The sequence below is a fragment of the Streptomyces sp. NPDC093591 genome, from assembly GCF_044764885.1.
GTDB lineage: Bacteria > Actinomycetota > Actinomycetes > Streptomycetales > Streptomycetaceae > Streptomyces.
The window spans coordinates 26,020-40,401 of sequence record NZ_JBIWIY010000033.1; the positions used below are offsets into that span (position 1 = coordinate 26,020).

Annotated in this window: 19 protein-coding genes and 2 pseudogenes; 10 read left to right on the top strand and 11 right to left on the bottom strand. The window is 69.1% G+C overall.

Translation table 11 applies throughout. The annotated features are described in order from the left end of the window. Nucleotides 1–65: 65 nt before the first annotated feature. Nucleotides 66–407, top strand: a pseudogene (locus ACIREI_RS44530) (DUF4240 domain-containing protein); the annotation flags it as partial. Nucleotides 408–511: 104 nt separating this feature from the next. Here ACIREI_RS44530 and ACIREI_RS44535 read toward each other — a convergent pair. After that, complete coding sequence (locus ACIREI_RS44535) at nucleotides 512–802, bottom strand: hypothetical protein (RefSeq protein WP_403346012.1); 291 nt, start codon at nucleotides 800–802, stop codon at nucleotides 512–514. Nucleotides 803–841: 39 nt separating this feature from the next. After that, nucleotides 842–1,366: a hypothetical protein gene (locus ACIREI_RS44540; protein WP_403345978.1), complete on the bottom strand. Its 525-nt coding sequence runs from the start codon at nucleotides 1,364–1,366 to the stop codon at nucleotides 842–844. 57 nt (nucleotides 1,367–1,423) lie between these two features. On the opposite strand from ACIREI_RS44540, the gene ACIREI_RS44545 reads away from it, so the two are divergent. Beyond that, entirely contained in the window at nucleotides 1,424–1,807 is a 384-nt protein-coding gene (locus tag ACIREI_RS44545) for a hypothetical protein (protein WP_403345980.1), read from the top strand. Nucleotides 1,808–2,309: 502 nt separating this feature from the next. On the opposite strand, the gene ACIREI_RS44550 is transcribed toward ACIREI_RS44545, so the two are convergent. The 3 genes from ACIREI_RS44550 to ACIREI_RS44560 all read right to left on the bottom strand — a co-directional run bounded on the left by ACIREI_RS44550 (nucleotide 2,310) and on the right by ACIREI_RS44560 (nucleotide 4,875). After that, the gene (locus ACIREI_RS44550) at nucleotides 2,310–2,573 is read right to left on the bottom strand and encodes a DUF2218 domain-containing protein (protein ID WP_403345982.1); all 264 of its coding nucleotides are present in this window, start codon (nucleotides 2,571–2,573) and stop codon (nucleotides 2,310–2,312) included. A 102-nt stretch (nucleotides 2,574–2,675) separates the two neighbouring features. Continuing rightward, complete coding sequence (locus ACIREI_RS44555; RefSeq protein WP_403345984.1) at nucleotides 2,676–3,578, bottom strand: alpha/beta hydrolase; 903 nt, start codon at nucleotides 3,576–3,578, stop codon at nucleotides 2,676–2,678. 55 nt (nucleotides 3,579–3,633) lie between these two features. Then, nucleotides 3,634–4,875 carry an FAD-dependent oxidoreductase gene (locus tag ACIREI_RS44560; protein WP_403345985.1) on the bottom strand — a complete coding sequence of 414 codons (1,242 nt, stop codon included), beginning with the start codon at nucleotides 4,873–4,875 and terminating at the stop codon, nucleotides 3,634–3,636. A 190-nt stretch (nucleotides 4,876–5,065) separates the two neighbouring features. On the opposite strand from ACIREI_RS44560, the gene ACIREI_RS44565 reads away from it, so the two are divergent. Next, nucleotides 5,066–6,004: a LysR family transcriptional regulator gene (locus ACIREI_RS44565; protein WP_403345987.1), complete on the top strand. Its 939-nt coding sequence runs from the start codon at nucleotides 5,066–5,068 to the stop codon at nucleotides 6,002–6,004. A 305-nt stretch (nucleotides 6,005–6,309) separates the two neighbouring features. Here the strand turns inward: ACIREI_RS44565 and ACIREI_RS44570 are convergent, their stop codons facing one another. Beyond that, nucleotides 6,310–7,374 carry a LysR family transcriptional regulator gene (locus ACIREI_RS44570; RefSeq protein ID WP_403346009.1) on the bottom strand — a complete coding sequence of 355 codons (1,065 nt, stop codon included), beginning with the start codon at nucleotides 7,372–7,374 and terminating at the stop codon, nucleotides 6,310–6,312. A gap of 42 nt (nucleotides 7,375–7,416) precedes the next feature. On the opposite strand from ACIREI_RS44570, the gene ACIREI_RS44575 reads away from it, so the two are divergent. Continuing rightward, nucleotides 7,417–8,340 (top strand): pyridoxal phosphate-dependent decarboxylase family protein, encoded by a 924-nt coding sequence (locus ACIREI_RS44575; protein WP_403345989.1) that lies wholly within the window; start codon nucleotides 7,417–7,419, stop codon nucleotides 8,338–8,340. Here ACIREI_RS44575 and ACIREI_RS44580 read toward each other — a convergent pair. Beyond that, nucleotides 8,261–8,887, bottom strand: coding sequence for an SMI1/KNR4 family protein (locus ACIREI_RS44580; RefSeq protein ID WP_403345991.1), 627 nt, complete (start codon nucleotides 8,885–8,887; stop codon nucleotides 8,261–8,263). The genes ACIREI_RS44575 and ACIREI_RS44580 overlap by 80 nt on opposite strands. 500 nt (nucleotides 8,888–9,387) lie before the next feature. On the opposite strand from ACIREI_RS44580, the gene ACIREI_RS44585 reads away from it, so the two are divergent. Together ACIREI_RS44585 and ACIREI_RS44590 are read left to right on the top strand one after the other, a co-directional pair. Beyond that, nucleotides 9,388–9,807, top strand: coding sequence for a PaaI family thioesterase (locus ACIREI_RS44585; protein ID WP_403345993.1), 420 nt, complete (start codon nucleotides 9,388–9,390; stop codon nucleotides 9,805–9,807). Then, the gene (locus ACIREI_RS44590; protein WP_403345995.1) at nucleotides 9,804–10,481 is read left to right on the top strand and encodes a TetR/AcrR family transcriptional regulator; all 678 of its coding nucleotides are present in this window, start codon (nucleotides 9,804–9,806) and stop codon (nucleotides 10,479–10,481) included. The genes ACIREI_RS44585 and ACIREI_RS44590 overlap by 4 nt, the downstream gene beginning before the upstream one ends. A 45-nt stretch (nucleotides 10,482–10,526) precedes the next feature. Here the strand turns inward: ACIREI_RS44590 and ACIREI_RS44595 are convergent, their stop codons facing one another. Both ACIREI_RS44595 and ACIREI_RS44600 read right to left on the bottom strand, forming a co-directional pair. After that, entirely contained in the window at nucleotides 10,527–10,700 is a 174-nt protein-coding gene (locus ACIREI_RS44595) for a Tn3 family transposase (protein WP_403345997.1), read from the bottom strand. A 51-nt stretch (nucleotides 10,701–10,751) separates the two neighbouring features. Further along, a complete protein-coding gene (locus ACIREI_RS44600; RefSeq protein WP_403345999.1) occupies nucleotides 10,752–10,985 on the bottom strand; it encodes a hypothetical protein in 234 nt (77 codons plus the stop codon). Nucleotides 10,986–11,032: 47 nt separating this feature from the next. Here ACIREI_RS44600 and ACIREI_RS44605 point away from each other — a divergent pair, with 47 nt between their 5' ends. The 4 genes from ACIREI_RS44605 to ACIREI_RS44620 all read left to right on the top strand — a co-directional run bounded on the left by ACIREI_RS44605 (nucleotide 11,033) and on the right by ACIREI_RS44620 (nucleotide 13,619). After that, nucleotides 11,033–11,230, top strand: a complete 198-nt coding sequence (locus ACIREI_RS44605; protein WP_403346001.1) for a hypothetical protein — start codon at nucleotides 11,033–11,035, stop codon at nucleotides 11,228–11,230. A gap of 36 nt (nucleotides 11,231–11,266) precedes the next feature. Next, nucleotides 11,267–11,431 (top strand): hypothetical protein, encoded by a 165-nt coding sequence (locus tag ACIREI_RS44610; RefSeq protein WP_403346003.1) that lies wholly within the window; start codon nucleotides 11,267–11,269, stop codon nucleotides 11,429–11,431. 309 nt (nucleotides 11,432–11,740) lie between these two features. Beyond that, complete coding sequence (locus ACIREI_RS44615; RefSeq protein WP_403346010.1) at nucleotides 11,741–12,721, top strand: alpha/beta fold hydrolase; 981 nt, start codon at nucleotides 11,741–11,743, stop codon at nucleotides 12,719–12,721. Between the two features lie 292 nt (nucleotides 12,722–13,013). Next, nucleotides 13,014–13,619, top strand: a complete 606-nt coding sequence (locus ACIREI_RS44620; RefSeq protein ID WP_403346005.1) for a YrhB domain-containing protein — start codon at nucleotides 13,014–13,016, stop codon at nucleotides 13,617–13,619. Nucleotides 13,620–13,634: 15 nt separating this feature from the next. On the opposite strand, the gene ACIREI_RS44625 is transcribed toward ACIREI_RS44620, so the two are convergent. Both ACIREI_RS44625 and ACIREI_RS44630 read right to left on the bottom strand, forming a co-directional pair. Then, on the bottom strand, nucleotides 13,635–14,042 hold the full coding sequence (locus ACIREI_RS44625; RefSeq protein WP_403346007.1) for a transposase: 408 nt from the start codon (nucleotides 14,040–14,042) through the stop codon (nucleotides 13,635–13,637). A gap of 60 nt (nucleotides 14,043–14,102) precedes the next feature. After that, nucleotides 14,103–14,382, bottom strand: a pseudogene (locus ACIREI_RS44630) (hypothetical protein); the annotation flags it as partial.

A 14,382-nucleotide genomic window follows, 5' to 3' on the forward strand; every position in this document is an offset into this window, starting at 1 on the left:
GCAGAAGTGGTGAGGGCGCCGGGGCGGCCGGTCCGTTGTCAGCGGTGCCTGGCAGGGTGCTCTTCGTGAATCTTGAAACGTTCTGGGAACTTGTAGAGACGTGTCGCCGCCAGGCAGAGGGCAGGAATGCGCGACTTGCATGGCTTCGTTCTGATTTGTCGCGCAGGCCGCTGGGAGAGATCGTTGAGTTCCAGATGTGCCTGGACCAGGTGACCCGTCAGGCTTTCACCTGGGAGCTGGTGGCTGCAGCGGAGCGGATCTTCGGCGGCCGGTGTTCGGATGACGACTTCTGCTACTTCGGCCTCTGGATGGTTGGGCTGGGCCAAGACGCTTTCGGGCGAGCGGTGCTCGACCCTGATGCTCTGGCTGACACTCCTGAGGTCCTGCGCCTGGCGGGGCGAACTTGGAGGACCTGGGGTGATGACTGGCCCGGGTGGGAATCGCTCGACTATGTGGCGTTGGAAGCCCATGGGCTTGTGACTGGGGATCCCGACGAGTGCGGGGATGCATTTTATGCGGCTGTGCAGACCCAGCGGGGCGAGCACGCAGTCAGCCAGGGCCTGGCCGGGAAACGCTGGAATGTTCGGGATGAAGAAGAGGCGGCTCGCAGGCTGCCGAGGCTGAGCATCATGTTCCCGCTCAGCGCCGACGCATGCCGCGCGTCGTCGTCGGTGTAGTCGTTGAGGATCTCGCCGATGGCCTCGCGCAGCCGCCCGGCGATCTCGTCGGCGACGTCGGGGCTGCACACGATCTGGCAGCCGACGTGGCGGCAGAAGCCGGGGTTGTCGTCCGTGCGGCGCACTCTTGAGCGTCACAGCAGGCCAAGCGGAAACCTCGGCCTTCAGTCGTCGGCGGCGACTACGAGGGCCAGGACGCCGAGGCTGCGATCAATGAGGACGAGCTCGTGGAACTCGGTGTGGATGGGGCCGTAGTCATGATGGGCGTCGTCGGGCAGGGCGCCCAGCGTGTACCGGCTCGTTGCTTGGCGAATCGGCTGGTAGACCACCTCGTGCAGCCGTGTCTCCAGAGCGGCGGGGAGATCGGCTCCGCGAGTGGCCCATGTGTCGATCACATCCCTCGCAATCGCTTCGTCGGCGACCGCATAGGTGTCCGGTGTGATGCGATCCGACCACCACTGGCCGTGCCGTGGTTCGAGCCAGAGACCGGCGCCGTCATAGGTGTCACGGAACTCAGGGTGCGCGATGAGAGCGGAGAGCAGGTCGCGGTCAGTGGAGGCGTCCGTCGGCAAGTGGAAGCGCTTGACGTGCACCCATCGGTATCCGTGCCCCCGGCCGTCCTCAAAGTCGAAGTGGCGGAAGTTGACGAAAGGGCTGTCCCAGTGGGTGAGTGCGTGCGCTGACTGCATGCCGATCAGTCTCATCGAACGCGATGCCTACGCAAATTCGGCAGGGAGACTCTTCTCATGCAGATCCCCGCCGAAGCTGTGGCCGCTACCGTGTTGATCGAGGTCGTACGGGTCTCCGCCCTCCCGGTCAAACGGGGCGCCCCATACCCCGGCACGGCGGTCGCCTATTGGGCTGGGAACGAAGCAGCCGACGCCCTGACCCTGATCGGGACACTGCCCAGCGGCGAACAGCACCGCTGTGGCTTCTCGCCGGGCTGGAGCATTCGCGCGTATGAGGACTCCCTCGATCTGGCCCTCTTTGAGGCGGCGTTCTGCTTCAGCTGCCACGAGATCCGGATGCACGGAACAGCCGTCCCGCCCTCGCTGGCCACGCAGTTCTTCGATGCAGACACTGCGCCGTCTCAGGCCCTCCTCGCTCTCTTCCGCGCGGCGACGCCTTGACTCGCTGTTGGCTGGTCGGGAGCTCTCTAATTGAGCGCTTCAGTTGACGAGTCCCGCCAGGTGGAGTGCTCAGTCACAGTAATTGTGACTGAGCACTCCAGGTGGTTGTGACCGCTCTTCCGTGATGGCTACGCCGGGTGGTGGATTCGGCTGGAGTCACCAAGCTGAGGCTTCACGGAATGGCAGATAGGACCTCACGAAGGGGTCGTTTGCCGTCGTCGACAGTGATGGCTGCCTGTGCGCCCTCGATGCGGAGGATCACGATCGTCTCGACATGGACTGGCTCGCCCTTCGCGCGGGCGATGACGCCTCCAGCTCGTTTGGGACATCGCCGGGTTCCCTCTCAGACGGCCGAATGGACGTGCAGGGGCAGGGACGCCGATAAGGTCTCCTGGTTTTGGTGTGTGGGGGGAGCTCAGACGGTGTGGCTGAGGGTTGGGGATGTGGAGCAGTGCGAGGGCCGGTTGTCGTCAGTCCTGTACGGGTTCCGCCCATGCAACGGTCAGCTCGTTGCGACGGCCGAAGCGTTCGAGATGGCCGCCCACCACGTCCTGGACGGCGGTGAGCGTCGGCGAGTCGGGGCGGTGACCTCCACGAGCAGGTGGTCGTCGGCGGGATGGAGTACGACGTCGGTCTTGTCGGAGGTCAGGCGGTGGCCGCCGTCGGGTGTCTCCTCGACCGGGATCTTCCGGCCGAAGTGCGAGGCGAACTGCTTGGCGTAGCGAGGTGCGGCGCCGGTGGCCACACGGGCGAGGGACTCGGGCATGGGGCGACTCCGAGGTGGTGGGCCGAGGGAGCGATCGTCGTTCGACACGTCCGTGCGACCGGTCGGTCGGCCGTGCGGCGGCGAGACCGGCCGTGACGGGGATCAGCGGTCCAGGGCCTTGGCGAGCCACTGGGCGGTGCGGCTGATGATCTCCTCGAAGTGGTGGGAGAGGATCTCGTAGTGCTGGCCGGGGTACTCCATCACGTCCTTCGGCTCGGGGATCCGGTCGTACATCTCACGGGCCTCCTCCACAGGGGCCACGGTGTCCTGGGCGGCGAGGACCATCAGGGTGGGCTGGGCGATGCGTTCGGCGTAGGCCCGTACCTCCATCTCGTAGAGGTGGTCGAGGGTGGAGACGGTGATCTCGTTCCGGAAGCTCGGCAGACCGTGGATCATGTTCTCGACGAACTCGATCCCCTCCTGGTCGCTGAACATGACCGGGCGGCCGGGTTCGGGGGTGCCGTGCAGGCTGATCGTGGCGGCCGGTTCGCCGCGCAGCTGGGCCTGGCGGTCGGCCGGGATGAGCTCGTCGAGTTCGGCGAGGGTGCCGGCCGGCTGGAGTCCCCGCGCGGACCAGCCGCTGACCGGCGGGATGACGCTGACGACGGCCCTGACCCGCTGGTCCATGGCGGCGGTGAACAGGGAGTTGGCGCCGCCGATGCTGATCCCCCACAGGCCGATGCGGTCGGCGTCGATGTCGTCGCGCAGGGTCAGGTGGGTGATGACGTGCCGCAGGTCGCGGCACTGCTGCCAGGGGTCGAAGAACTGGCGCGGCTCGCCGTCGCTGTAGCCGGTGTTGCGGTGGTCGTAGAGCAGGCAGGCGAGGCCGGCGTCGGTGAAGCCCCGGGCCGAGGGGTAGAGGGACTCGGCGGGGCCGCCCAGGCCGCTCTGCAGAATGGCGACCGGCAGGGGAGAGGCGCTGACGAGGCTGTTCTCGGGCTTGAAGAACTTGCCGCGCAGCGTCGGGCCGCCGGGCAGGGCGAACTCGATGTCTTCGTCGATCATGATCGTCTCCTCGCTGTGGGTACGGGTGTCAGGGGGTACGAGGGGTGATGGCCTGTCAGTGCCCGGCGACCGTCAGGTCGTCGGGCAGGAAGTCGGGATCGGTGGCGCGGGGGTCGGCGGCGGCCCGCAGGATGGGGAACACCTCGGCACGCATGTCCGCCTCATAAGCCGCGATCGCCTCCAGCAGCGGCACCCCGTCGTGGACGACGCCGCTCAGCGCTCCGGTCAGGGACGCGGCGTCCCGCAGGGCGGTGTTGGCACCGGCGCCGAAGGTGGGCGGCATGGCGTGGATGGCGTCGCCGAGGAAGGTGACCCGGCTGGTGGGCCAGGGCTCGGCCGGCTCCAGGCGGCGTACGGACACCGGCCGGATCGACGACGGGTCGACCTGGTCGGTCAGCGCCACCAGGCCGGGGTGCCAGCCACGGACGGCCGCCCGCATCAGGTCGTGCCGGGCGGGGGCCGAGGCAGTCCGCAGCTCCTCGTCGCCCGGGACGAGTCCGCTGTCGACCGGGGTGTAGAGGGCGGCCATGACATAGGGGGCGACCGGGTCGACGGCCGCGCCGGGTGCCAGGTCGGCGACGGCGACGGCGACCGGCCGACGGGGCTGGAAGACGCCGTAGGCGAACAGGGCGCCGTTCGGGCCGGAAGCCAGGGTGAACCCGTCGTACACGGCGTCGGGGAGCACGGCCGCGAGGTCGTCGGTGAGCGGTGCGAACGCGTACAGGCAGCGCATGCCGGTGTCGACGACCGGCACGTCGGGCAGGAGCTGTGTACGGATGACGGAGTTGATGCCGTCGGCGGCCACCAGGACATCGCCGGTGACGGACGAGCCGTCCTCGAACAGCAGCCGTACGCCGCCACCTCCGTCGGAACCCGCCGCGTCGTCCGCTTCGCAGCCGGTGGCGGTGCGGCCGAAGTGGAGGATGTCTTCGAGGCCCGCCGCCATGATCTGGCGCAGGGTGCGCCGGTTGACCGCCGTGTGGGGTCGTTCGGGGTCGTTGGGCGGGCCGATGTGGGGGCGGGTGCCCAACTCGTTGCCGAGGTGGTCCAGTTCAACCAGGAGTTCGCGGCGCGGGGTGGTGCGGGAGGTCTGCATGTACAGCTCGTACAGCGGCTCGGGCAGGCACTGCCGCAGGGCCCGGCCGCCGTCCCCGTTCATGTGCAGGCGGTAGCCGGAGGCCAGGACGGCCGGGTCTCTTTCGTAGACGGCGCAGCTGATGCCGGCCTTGCGCAGGCCCTGGGCCAGGCAGAGCCCGCCGATGCCTCCGCCGGTGATGAGGACGTGGAACGACGACACACTCGTCTCCTTGCATGAGGAAGCCGGATGGGCGGGGCAGGACCTGGACGGCGGCTCGTCGGAAGATTCTCGGCCTGCCCGCGTGCTCCACTCTGACCGCCCATCAGGGCATCGGGAATCCGGAATCCCCTATGGGGGTCATTGGGGATACCGATACCCTCGGACTCCCACCGCGCGAAGGACGGACGCCATGGGCTTGGACCTGAACCTGCTGGTGTCGTTGGACGTGCTGCTGCAGGAACGCAGCGTGACCCGGGCGGCCCGGCGGCTCGGTCTGAGCCAGCCCACCCTGAGCACCGCCCTGGCCCGGCTGCGCCGCCACTACGGCGACGAACTGCTCACCCGCGTGGGAAACACGTACGAGCTCACCCCACTGGCCGAGCGCCTGTCCGAGCAGATGCCGCAGGCGCTCGGCTGGGTGGACCGGGTTCTGCAGACCCGCCCCGACTTCGATCCCGCCCACGCCGAGCACGAGTTCACTCTGGTGGGGACCGACGCTCATGTGGCGGTCTTCGGACGGACGCTGGCCGCGCTGGTGGGCGATGCGGCGCCGGGCGTGCGGCTGCGGTTCCAGCACAGCACGCCGCAGCTCGTCCGGCACGGGCAGGAGCACCTGCGCACCGTCGACGGCATCCTGCTCCCGCAGGGCCTGCTGGCGGAACTCCCCTCACTCGACCTGTACGAGGACCGCTGGGTCTGTGTCGTCTCGTCCGACACCGCTACGCCTTCGCAGACCACCCCCGAGAAGCTCGCGGCACGCCCGTGGGTGCTGCCCTACCACTCCCCCTGGCTGACCGTCGCGCCGCTGAACATGCTGCACGCCCGGGGTATCGATCCGCGCGTGGAGATCACCACCGAGAACTTCCTCTCCGTGCCCCACCTCATCGCGGGCACCGACCGAGTGGGCGTGCTCCCCGAACGCGCCGCCCGCCTGACTCCCTCCGGCAGCGGTACGGACGTCGTCGACCTGCCCTTCGGGATGGGGCCGCTGGTGGAATCACTGTGGTGGCACCCCCTGCACGAGCGCGACCCCGCCCACATCTGGCTGCGGAAGATCGCGGCCGAGGCCGGCCACCTCATCGCCGCGGGCGCGGCAGAGACCGCACACCATGACTCACGGCACAGCTGACCGGGCGCCCACCGGCATACCGGCGTTCCGGAGGGAAGGGCAGGGCGGGCCGCTGGGCCTCGTGGGTCATGCCGGACATCGGCGGCGTTCTGTCGGCCGGCATGCCCCCAGGTCCATCCGTCCCCAGCAGCAGGCCATCACCACCAGCACCCCTGGCAACAGGCACTTCCCGCTCGCGCGAACAGATGCGGCCATGACCGCGATCCCGGGTATCGCGACGAGCGGAGCGCTGGTGCCGTTAACGAGCGGCGAACCAGGTGATAAATAGTCCACGAGTAGCCATGCGCAACGATCGTCACGCGAAGCTACATGCCGCTTGGTGGCAGCTTCGCGCGCGGGTCCTCACAGCCTGAAAAGGCGGCGACAGCGCTGATGACGGCCGCGGTGGCGTGCCATTTCTCGCGCCCCGGCCGGGTGAGCGCATAGCTGCGCCGCGTGCCGGCCAGGCCGTGAAGGGGCAGGTGGCGCACGTCGGGGCGGCGGGGGCCGTCGGCGGCGACAAGGGCGGTGCCCAGGCCGGCGGCGATGAGGTGAAGGACGAGGTCGAGGCTGTCGACGTGGTGGGCGATCCGGGGGCTGATGTCGTAGCGGGCGGTCACGTGGTGGATCAGTCTGTCGTCGTCGCCGGCGCGGGAGTTGGCGATCCAGTTCGTCGCGGGGTCGGCGATGATCTCCTCGGGTGTCCGGTCGTCCGCGGCGGCGACGGCGAGCTCCATCGGCACCTGGTGGTAGGCGGTGGCCGTCAAGCCGCGGGGGACGAGGCTGAGGTCGTAGACGACGCCGATGTCGATCTCGTCCCGGTAGAGCAGTTCCCGCACCTCGGCGGGTTCGCGTTCCTCCATGGCGATGCTCAGGCCGGGGTGCTGCTCGCGCAGGACGGTGACGGCGGGGATCACATGGCGGGCGAGGCTGGTGGCGTAGCCGGCGAGTCGGACCCGGCCCGTCAGCGGGCCCTGGGGAGCGAGGTCGCCGCGGGCCGTGTCGAGCGTGGCCAGGATGGTGCGCGCGTGGGGCAGGAACGCCCGGCCGGCGGGGGTGAGAGCGAGCGTGCGGCCGACAGGCTCGACGAGTACGACGCCGAAGGAGCGCTGGAGGGCGGCGAGCTGCTGGGAGACGGCGGAGGTGCTGTAGCCGGTGACGTCGGCGGCGGCCCGCAGTGTGCCGTGGTCGGCCAGTTCGACCAGGACACGCAGCCATCTCAGATCCGTGCGTCCAGGGTAGGGCGGGTGTCCGTGAATCGCGGACGTTGCGTCCAGGAATACGCGGTGGACGAGGACATTCGGTCGTGGCGGAATGTCGGTGTGCCCAGGGACAGCGAGGCATGGAGGGGAAACAGTGCACCTCTGCGCGTCCGTCCCCGGGGCCCGGATGCGTCACCCCTCCCGCCCGATCGCGCTCCTTGAGGATGTCGCGTGCATGAATTCACGCCCGCTGTCGAGGAGACGGTCCGGGAGCTGGCGCAGCTGAGTGTGGAGCGGCTGGCCTCCCAGGTGCCGCTGAACGGCACGGTCGCCCCGGAACTACTGGATGCCGCCGCCGGAAAGACGATCACCGCGGCGGGCCTGGGCGGCCCCGAGGCGGTCCGGCTGTGGACCGAGGTGCTGGCCCCGGCCTGCATCGCCGTCGACCACCCGCGCTACCTCTCCTTCATCCCCGGTGCCCCGACCAAACTGGCGGCCGCCTTCGACATGCTCGTCGGCGTGTCGAGCGTGTACGCCGGTTCGTGGCTCGAAGTCGCGGGCGCCGCGTTCGCCGAGAACCAGGCACTGCGCTGGATCGCCGACCTGGCCGGCCTGCCGGACACCGCAGGGGGCACCTTCGTCCAGGGCGGCACCGTCGGGACCCCGTCCGCCCTGATCGCCGCCCGCGAAACAGCCAGGAGGCGACGATCCCGCACGCCCCGGCGCTGGGCGGTCTGCGTGACCGAGGAGACGCACTCCTCGGTCACCCACGCCCTGCGCGTGGTCATGGACGTGGACACCGTCCTCGTACCGGGCGACGAGCGCGGCCGCATGACCGGCACCGCGCTGCGGGCCACCGTCGAGCGGCTTGCGCCGGAGCGGCGTCACGGTGTCTTCGCCGTCGTCGCCACGGCCGACTCGACCAACCTTGGCATCGTCGACGACATCGCCGACATCGGTGAGGTCGCCCGCGAGAACGACTGGTGGCTGCACGTCGACGGCGCATACGGCGGCGCCGGCCTGGCCGCCCCCGCCGTCCGACACCTCTACGACGGCATCGAGCAGGCCGACTCCTTCATCGTCGACCCCCACAAGTGGTGCTGTCAGCCGGGCCCAAGGCGACGACCGGAATCCACGTGGCCTTCCAGACCGTGATCCGCTCGTCTTCAGGCCGGTCGGCGTTGCGGGCTTCGTCGTCGGCTTGGGCCTCCGTCTTCAGCCGGTAGGCGGCGGCCACGGCGTCCAGAGTCATCAGAGCTTTGTTACCCGGAAGGCATCCCCAGCCATTAGCCTCGTCATCGCCCGCGCTCAGAAGCCACAGGGCGCTCAGCTCGGCGGGTATCCGAATGCCGAGGTCCTCTTCCAGAGCGGCGATGGCGGCGGGGCTCGCGCCGGCGCGCAGCGCAGCGTAGGAGTCGGAGGCGTTGCGCTGGAGCCAGCCGGTGACGCGCCGCCAGGCATCAGCCACCTCCCGTACGGTGACCGTGTTGGCGGCAGGCTCGGCAGACGCCTCATGTTCGTGCCCCGGCTCCTCGTCCTGGGCGTCCGCGGCGGGCTCAGCGTCCGAAGCCCTGTTCACGGACCGGATCTGGATCCGGTCCGGCTCGCGGATGTAGCCGACGGCCAGATCGGGGCAGTCCTCGAATAGTTCGCCATCGACCATCACAGTGAGGATGCCGGGAAGACTCGAGGGCCTGCCCATGTCCGGGTCATCCGCGAGCTGGCCGGCCAGGGCTGCGCGGGTGGGTGATGGCGGCGAGGACGGCTTCGAAGTTCCGCAGTTCAGGGCTCGCCTGCATCATTGCCAGGCGGTGATGCGTTCCTCGTCTGTACCGTCGCGCAGCCAGCGCAAGACCTCGGCCGACTCGCAGGACTGCACCTGCGCCAGGCGACGCGCACGGGCAACACGTTCTCGGTGGAAGGGATCCGGTGTGACGTGGACGCTGCCGGAGCCGATGCCGACCACGCCGGTGCCCAGGCCCGATCTGCGGCCGGGTTGGGCGGGCGGGCCCAAACTGGGCGGTTCTCCTGACACTTGAAGCTGTCTCATCCGAGTGGCAGCTCGGCGTCTCTCAGCACGCCTGTGATCGGCACCGGAAACCTGCACAGCCCTGCGGCCTCGCGCGACAGACGTGGACACGGCCCGTGACGCCCACATAACATGTCACCGTTAACTTAACGGTGACAACCTGAGGGGCCGCGATGACCATCACCGAGCAAGACGTCTACACCTTGGCGCCGTTCGCCAGGACGCTCGGGATACGCTTCGGAGCCCTCAAGGCCGACGCTGTCACCGCGCAACTCGCCTACACTGCCGAGCAGTCCACCGTCGGCGCCGCGATGCACGGCGGGGCACTGATGGGGCTGGCCGATGTAGCCGGCGCCGTGTGCGCCACGCTGAACGGGAGCGCCGGCACCGTCCCCGCGACCATGGAATCCACCACCCACTTCCTGCGGCCCGTACACGGCACCGGCGCCTTCGCGACCTCCCGCCCGCTGCACGTCGGCAGGTCAACGGTCGCCGTGGAAATCGACATCAGGGATGACAAGGACCGGTTGTGCGCCCGCGTCACCCAACTCGTCGCCCTCCAAAGGCGCCATGACTATCCGGAGGCGCCATGACCAAGGGACCCGGCCAGACCACGGCCGACGGCCGCGCCGGCACAACCGAAGGCCGCCGGCGCAGTCGCGCCAAGCGAGGGCACGGCGGCCGGCTCAGGGACGAGCTCATCGAAGCGGCCGGCACGCTGCTCGACGACGCCGGCGAGGACGGCGTGACCATCCGCGCGGTGGCACAGGCTGTCGGGGTCAGCACCCCCTCGGTGTATCTGCACTTCGACAACAGACTGGAACTGCTGCACACCGTGTGCCTCGGGGTCTGGGACGAGCTCGGCCGCCGGATGCAGAACGTCAGCGCCCAGACCACCGACCCGCTCGCCGAACTCCACCAGCGCAGTGTCGCCTACATCAGGTTCGGGCTCGACCATCCCCTGCGCTACCGCCTGGTCGCCACGGGACCCGCGACAGCCGCCACTGAGCAGGTCGCCGACGCCTGCTTCCGATTCCTGCGGGAAACGGTGCAGCGATGCGCCGACGCCGGCGTGCTCCACGGCGATGTGACGGCGCTGACCCGGGCCATCTGCGCGTGCCTGCACGGCGCCGTCTCGCTGCTGATCCTCCAGCCGACCTCGAAATGGCCCGACGACATCCCCCAGTACGCAGACGACGCCGCCACCCTCGCCTGCCAGGGCGCCGCCGCCCTCTCACGCGCGCACCAGGGCCGCTACGGAACGTGAACTGTTCTGCCCTGGGCAACGCTCCGCTACGCCTGGCCGGCGTCCTCACCGGCCGACGGCTGGCGCAGCAGTCGGCGGCCGACCCGCGCGGGGCGGAAAAGGAGCTGGTTTCTCCATGTCCTGGCGGTAGTGCCGGCGCAGTTCGCCGCGCCGGCCGAAGAAGATCCGCCGGGCCAAGCGGTGGCGGGCCTCGGTGATGCTGAGCTGCTCGCCGATCATGCGCCGGTTTCGAAGTGGCCCAGACAGCGAGCTGACATCTCATCAGACACATCAAAGTCTGCAGAAGGACGGGTTCAGGGCCCTGGTCTGCGTCGAGGCGGGCCGGGTGGTGCTGCGCTCCAGGCGCGGCACCGAGACGGGGCCGGCGTTTTCGGAGGCCGGGGCCCAGACCGTGCAGCTGCCGTACGGGACGCCGCGGGCCGGCTCGCGTTCGAGCGGTTGCAGAACCGGCTTGCCCAGCGCGGTGCCGGGGCGGGGCGGGCGGCGCAGGAGTGGCCGGCGCACTTCGTGGCGTTCGATGTCGTACGGCTGCCGGGGACGGACACGACCCGGTGGACGTACCGGCGGCGCAGGGCCGCGCCGGAGCCGGTGTCCGCCGCGCGAAGGGTGTCGGCGCGGCGGCGCTGTGCCCATCGACCACCGAGGCCGGCGTCGTCCGTGAGTGGCTGCCGTGGGCGCCGGTCGGCATGGAAGGGGTGGTCCATAAGCGGCTGGACGGCGTCTACGAGCCGTCGGTCAGGGGCTGGTGACGTACAAGGCGCGCGAGACGACCGACGCGATCGCCGGTGCGGTCACCGGCCCGGTGGCCGCACCCCCGCAGCCTGCTGCCCGGCAGGTACGACGACGATCACGGGCGCCTTCAGTACACCGGCCGTACCACCAACCTCGCCCAGGCGGCCGGCAGCACGTTCGCCGGCCTGCTCACCGGGGCCCGGCGCGGCCATCCCTAGACGGGCTGGTCGTTCTGCGCCGGGTGGGGCAGCCGCCAGACGCTGAACGTCACGCTGGTGGAACCGAGCTGGTGCAGTTGTTCACCCCCCGGGCAGGCAGCTGGTACCGGACGCCGTCGACGTTCACGAGAACGGGAGGCACCCGTCCGGCCCTCACGGTCCCGGGACCGTGAGGAACATCGGAACGCTGAGGCAGACCGCCCAGAACCGCTTTGCCGAACCGGCAACAAGACTCGCCACGCCCGCGCCGTTACCCGCATGATCGGTACCGATCTCGGCGCATGGCAGATCGAGGATCTTGGAGCAGTCATGTCGAAGCAGGCCACGGCAGTCACTCACCGGCTGGTCTCCTCGCCCGCAGGCCGGATCCACTTGGTGGAGCAAGGCGCCGGGCCGCTGGTGCTGCTCGTGCACGGCTTCCCGGAATCCTGGTACTCCTGGCGCCACCAGTTGCCGGTCCTGGCCGCAGCCGGGTACCGCGCGGCCGCCATCGATGTCCGCGGCTACGGCCGTTCCTCCAAGCCCGGCGACACCGAGGCATACCGGATGCTGGAGCTGGTGGAGGACAACGCCGCCGTGGTGCACGCCCTGGGCGAACAGTCCGCGGTGATCGTCGGCCACGACTGGGGGTCGGCCATTGCCGCCAACTCCGCCCTGGTCAGGCCGGACGTCTTCCGCGCGGTGGGGATGCTCAGCGTCCCCTACGCCCCGCGCGGCGGGCCGCGGCCCAGCAAGGTCTTCGCGCAGCTGGGCGGCAACGAGGAGTTCTACGTCTCCTACTTCCAGGAACCCGGCCGGGCCGAGGCCGAGATCGAGCCCGACGTGCGCGGCTGGCTCGCCGGCTTCTACGCCGCCCTGTCCGCCGACACCATGCCCGCGCCCAACGCACCTGGCCCGCACTTCGTCAGCCGAGGCGGGAGGCTGCGCGACCGCTTCCCCACCGGCCGGCTGCCCATCTGGCTCAGCGAGAACGACCTGGACGTCTACACCGGGGAGTTCGAGCGGACCGGCATGAGCGGGGCGCTCAACCGCTACCGGAACATGGACCGGGACTGGGAAGATCTCGCCGACTTCGACGGCGCCCCCATCACCCAGCCATCCCTGTTCATCGGTGGCGGCCTGGACGCCTCCACCACGTGGATGGACGATGCGATCAAGGCATACCCCACCACCCTGCCCGCCCTGGTCTCCTCCCACATCCTCGACGGCTGCGGCCACTGGCTCCAGCAAGAACGCCCCGCCGAGATCAACCGGCTCCTGACCGACTGGCTCGCCTCCCTGCCGGCCTGAAGCCTCTTCCGAAAGCCCGGACACGTGACCGGGAGCGGCAGGGCGCCTGCCCGCCAGGAAATGCCCAGCACTGCCGCAACTCGTGAACACCTGAAATCGTTCACCAGCGCTCGGCTGCCTCCCAAACCGCTGCCGAAGTGCTGCCCGTTCTCCGGTTCTGGCTCAACTTCTGTGGCGGGGCACCGTAAGTGATCGTCGCTACCCCATCCCTCGGAGAATCAGCAGCACCTGTTGGCACCGTTCACGTACGTCAACGGTGGTCTGCCAAGCCGTGAAGCGAGCAGGAAACCTGGTGGAAGCCATCCGAGCCGTACGGGATGCTGACAAAGTGATTGAGCGAGATGCCGCGGTTCAGATCGTTGAGGAAGAGCTGGAACACGACTACCAGCGGGAGCTGTCGGTTGGGCTTGACCCGATGCGCATGGCTGTTTCGCATGTAAAGCAGCACGAGCTGGTATGGATCGTTTCCTGGACATCTGAGGAGTATCTGCGCACTCGGAATCCAGACTTCGCGCTGGCCGGGAATGGGCCGTACCTTGTTGACCGCGTCGACGGAAGCCTGCACCAGATCGGTGTCGTCTCCGCAGTAACGGACGCGTGGGAGGCGGACTACCGAGTCCGTATTCGAAGGCAGGTCACGCGGACCGCAGTGGACGATCTGCACGATGAGGTCCGGGCGGTGGCAGACGCTCGCGGGAGGGTGCATGCCATGCATACCCTGCACCAAAAAGTGCCCGTGCTCTCCCACGCTCAGATCATCGAGTACGTGACCGCCTTGCAACATGGTGATGCTCCGGCGCACCTTGTAGAGGTCTCCTCCGGAGAGCTGGTGCCGCCTACTGACCCGGTTTTGTCCGTGGTGACCATCCGCAGAGCCGAGAACCGTCGAGGTGTCTGACCGCAGCAGCTGCCCTCACGAAGCGAGTGGAACTCGCTTACGCAGGAGCGAGAAGCCAGCGCGGCCAAACATCTGGCGCTTGAGCATTTTGATCCGGTTCACATGGCCTTTGACAACGCCCGAGCTCCGAGGCAGGGTGAGGCCGGCGATGACAGCATCGCGGTCCCGGTCGAAGCCAGCGGCGAGCGTATGGAGGCTGGGCAGGTCCTCCTGCCGGACGGCGTCGAGCCAGTCAGGTAGACGCTCTCCCTGTCGGCCGGTGAGCATGCTCGCAAAGGATCGGACGTGGCGCGTGAGGGCGTCCAGTTCGGGGCAGTGTGTCCGGACGGCCTTGAGCTGGATCTGGTCCGATTCGGTGAGGGTGTCCGGGTGCCGGAGGATCCATCCGGAGACGGCCCGGGGCGAGGGCGGCCGGGCGCTCACCGGTCGAGGCGAGGTGCGCTTGACGTGCAGGTAGGCGCGAACACGCTGGTAGCTGCCCTTCTAACCGAGCGGCACGATCTCCTCCCACAGCTTCCACGCGTTGGTGCAGCCCTCGTTCCAGCGGTCGTCCAGGTAGGGCTTGTAGTAATCGAGGACTGAGGGCCGGTTCTGCCACTGGCAAGTGAACGGTTCCTCTGGCGTCGCGGCGTCGGCGAACTGCTTGACGGTGCGCCAGGTCATGCCGAGGGTTGCGTCCAGGGAGATGGTGTACGGGTTCGACCTGATCCGGGGGTTTGCTCCGGCATCGGGATGGTGCCCGCATAGATGAACGGCCACCGGC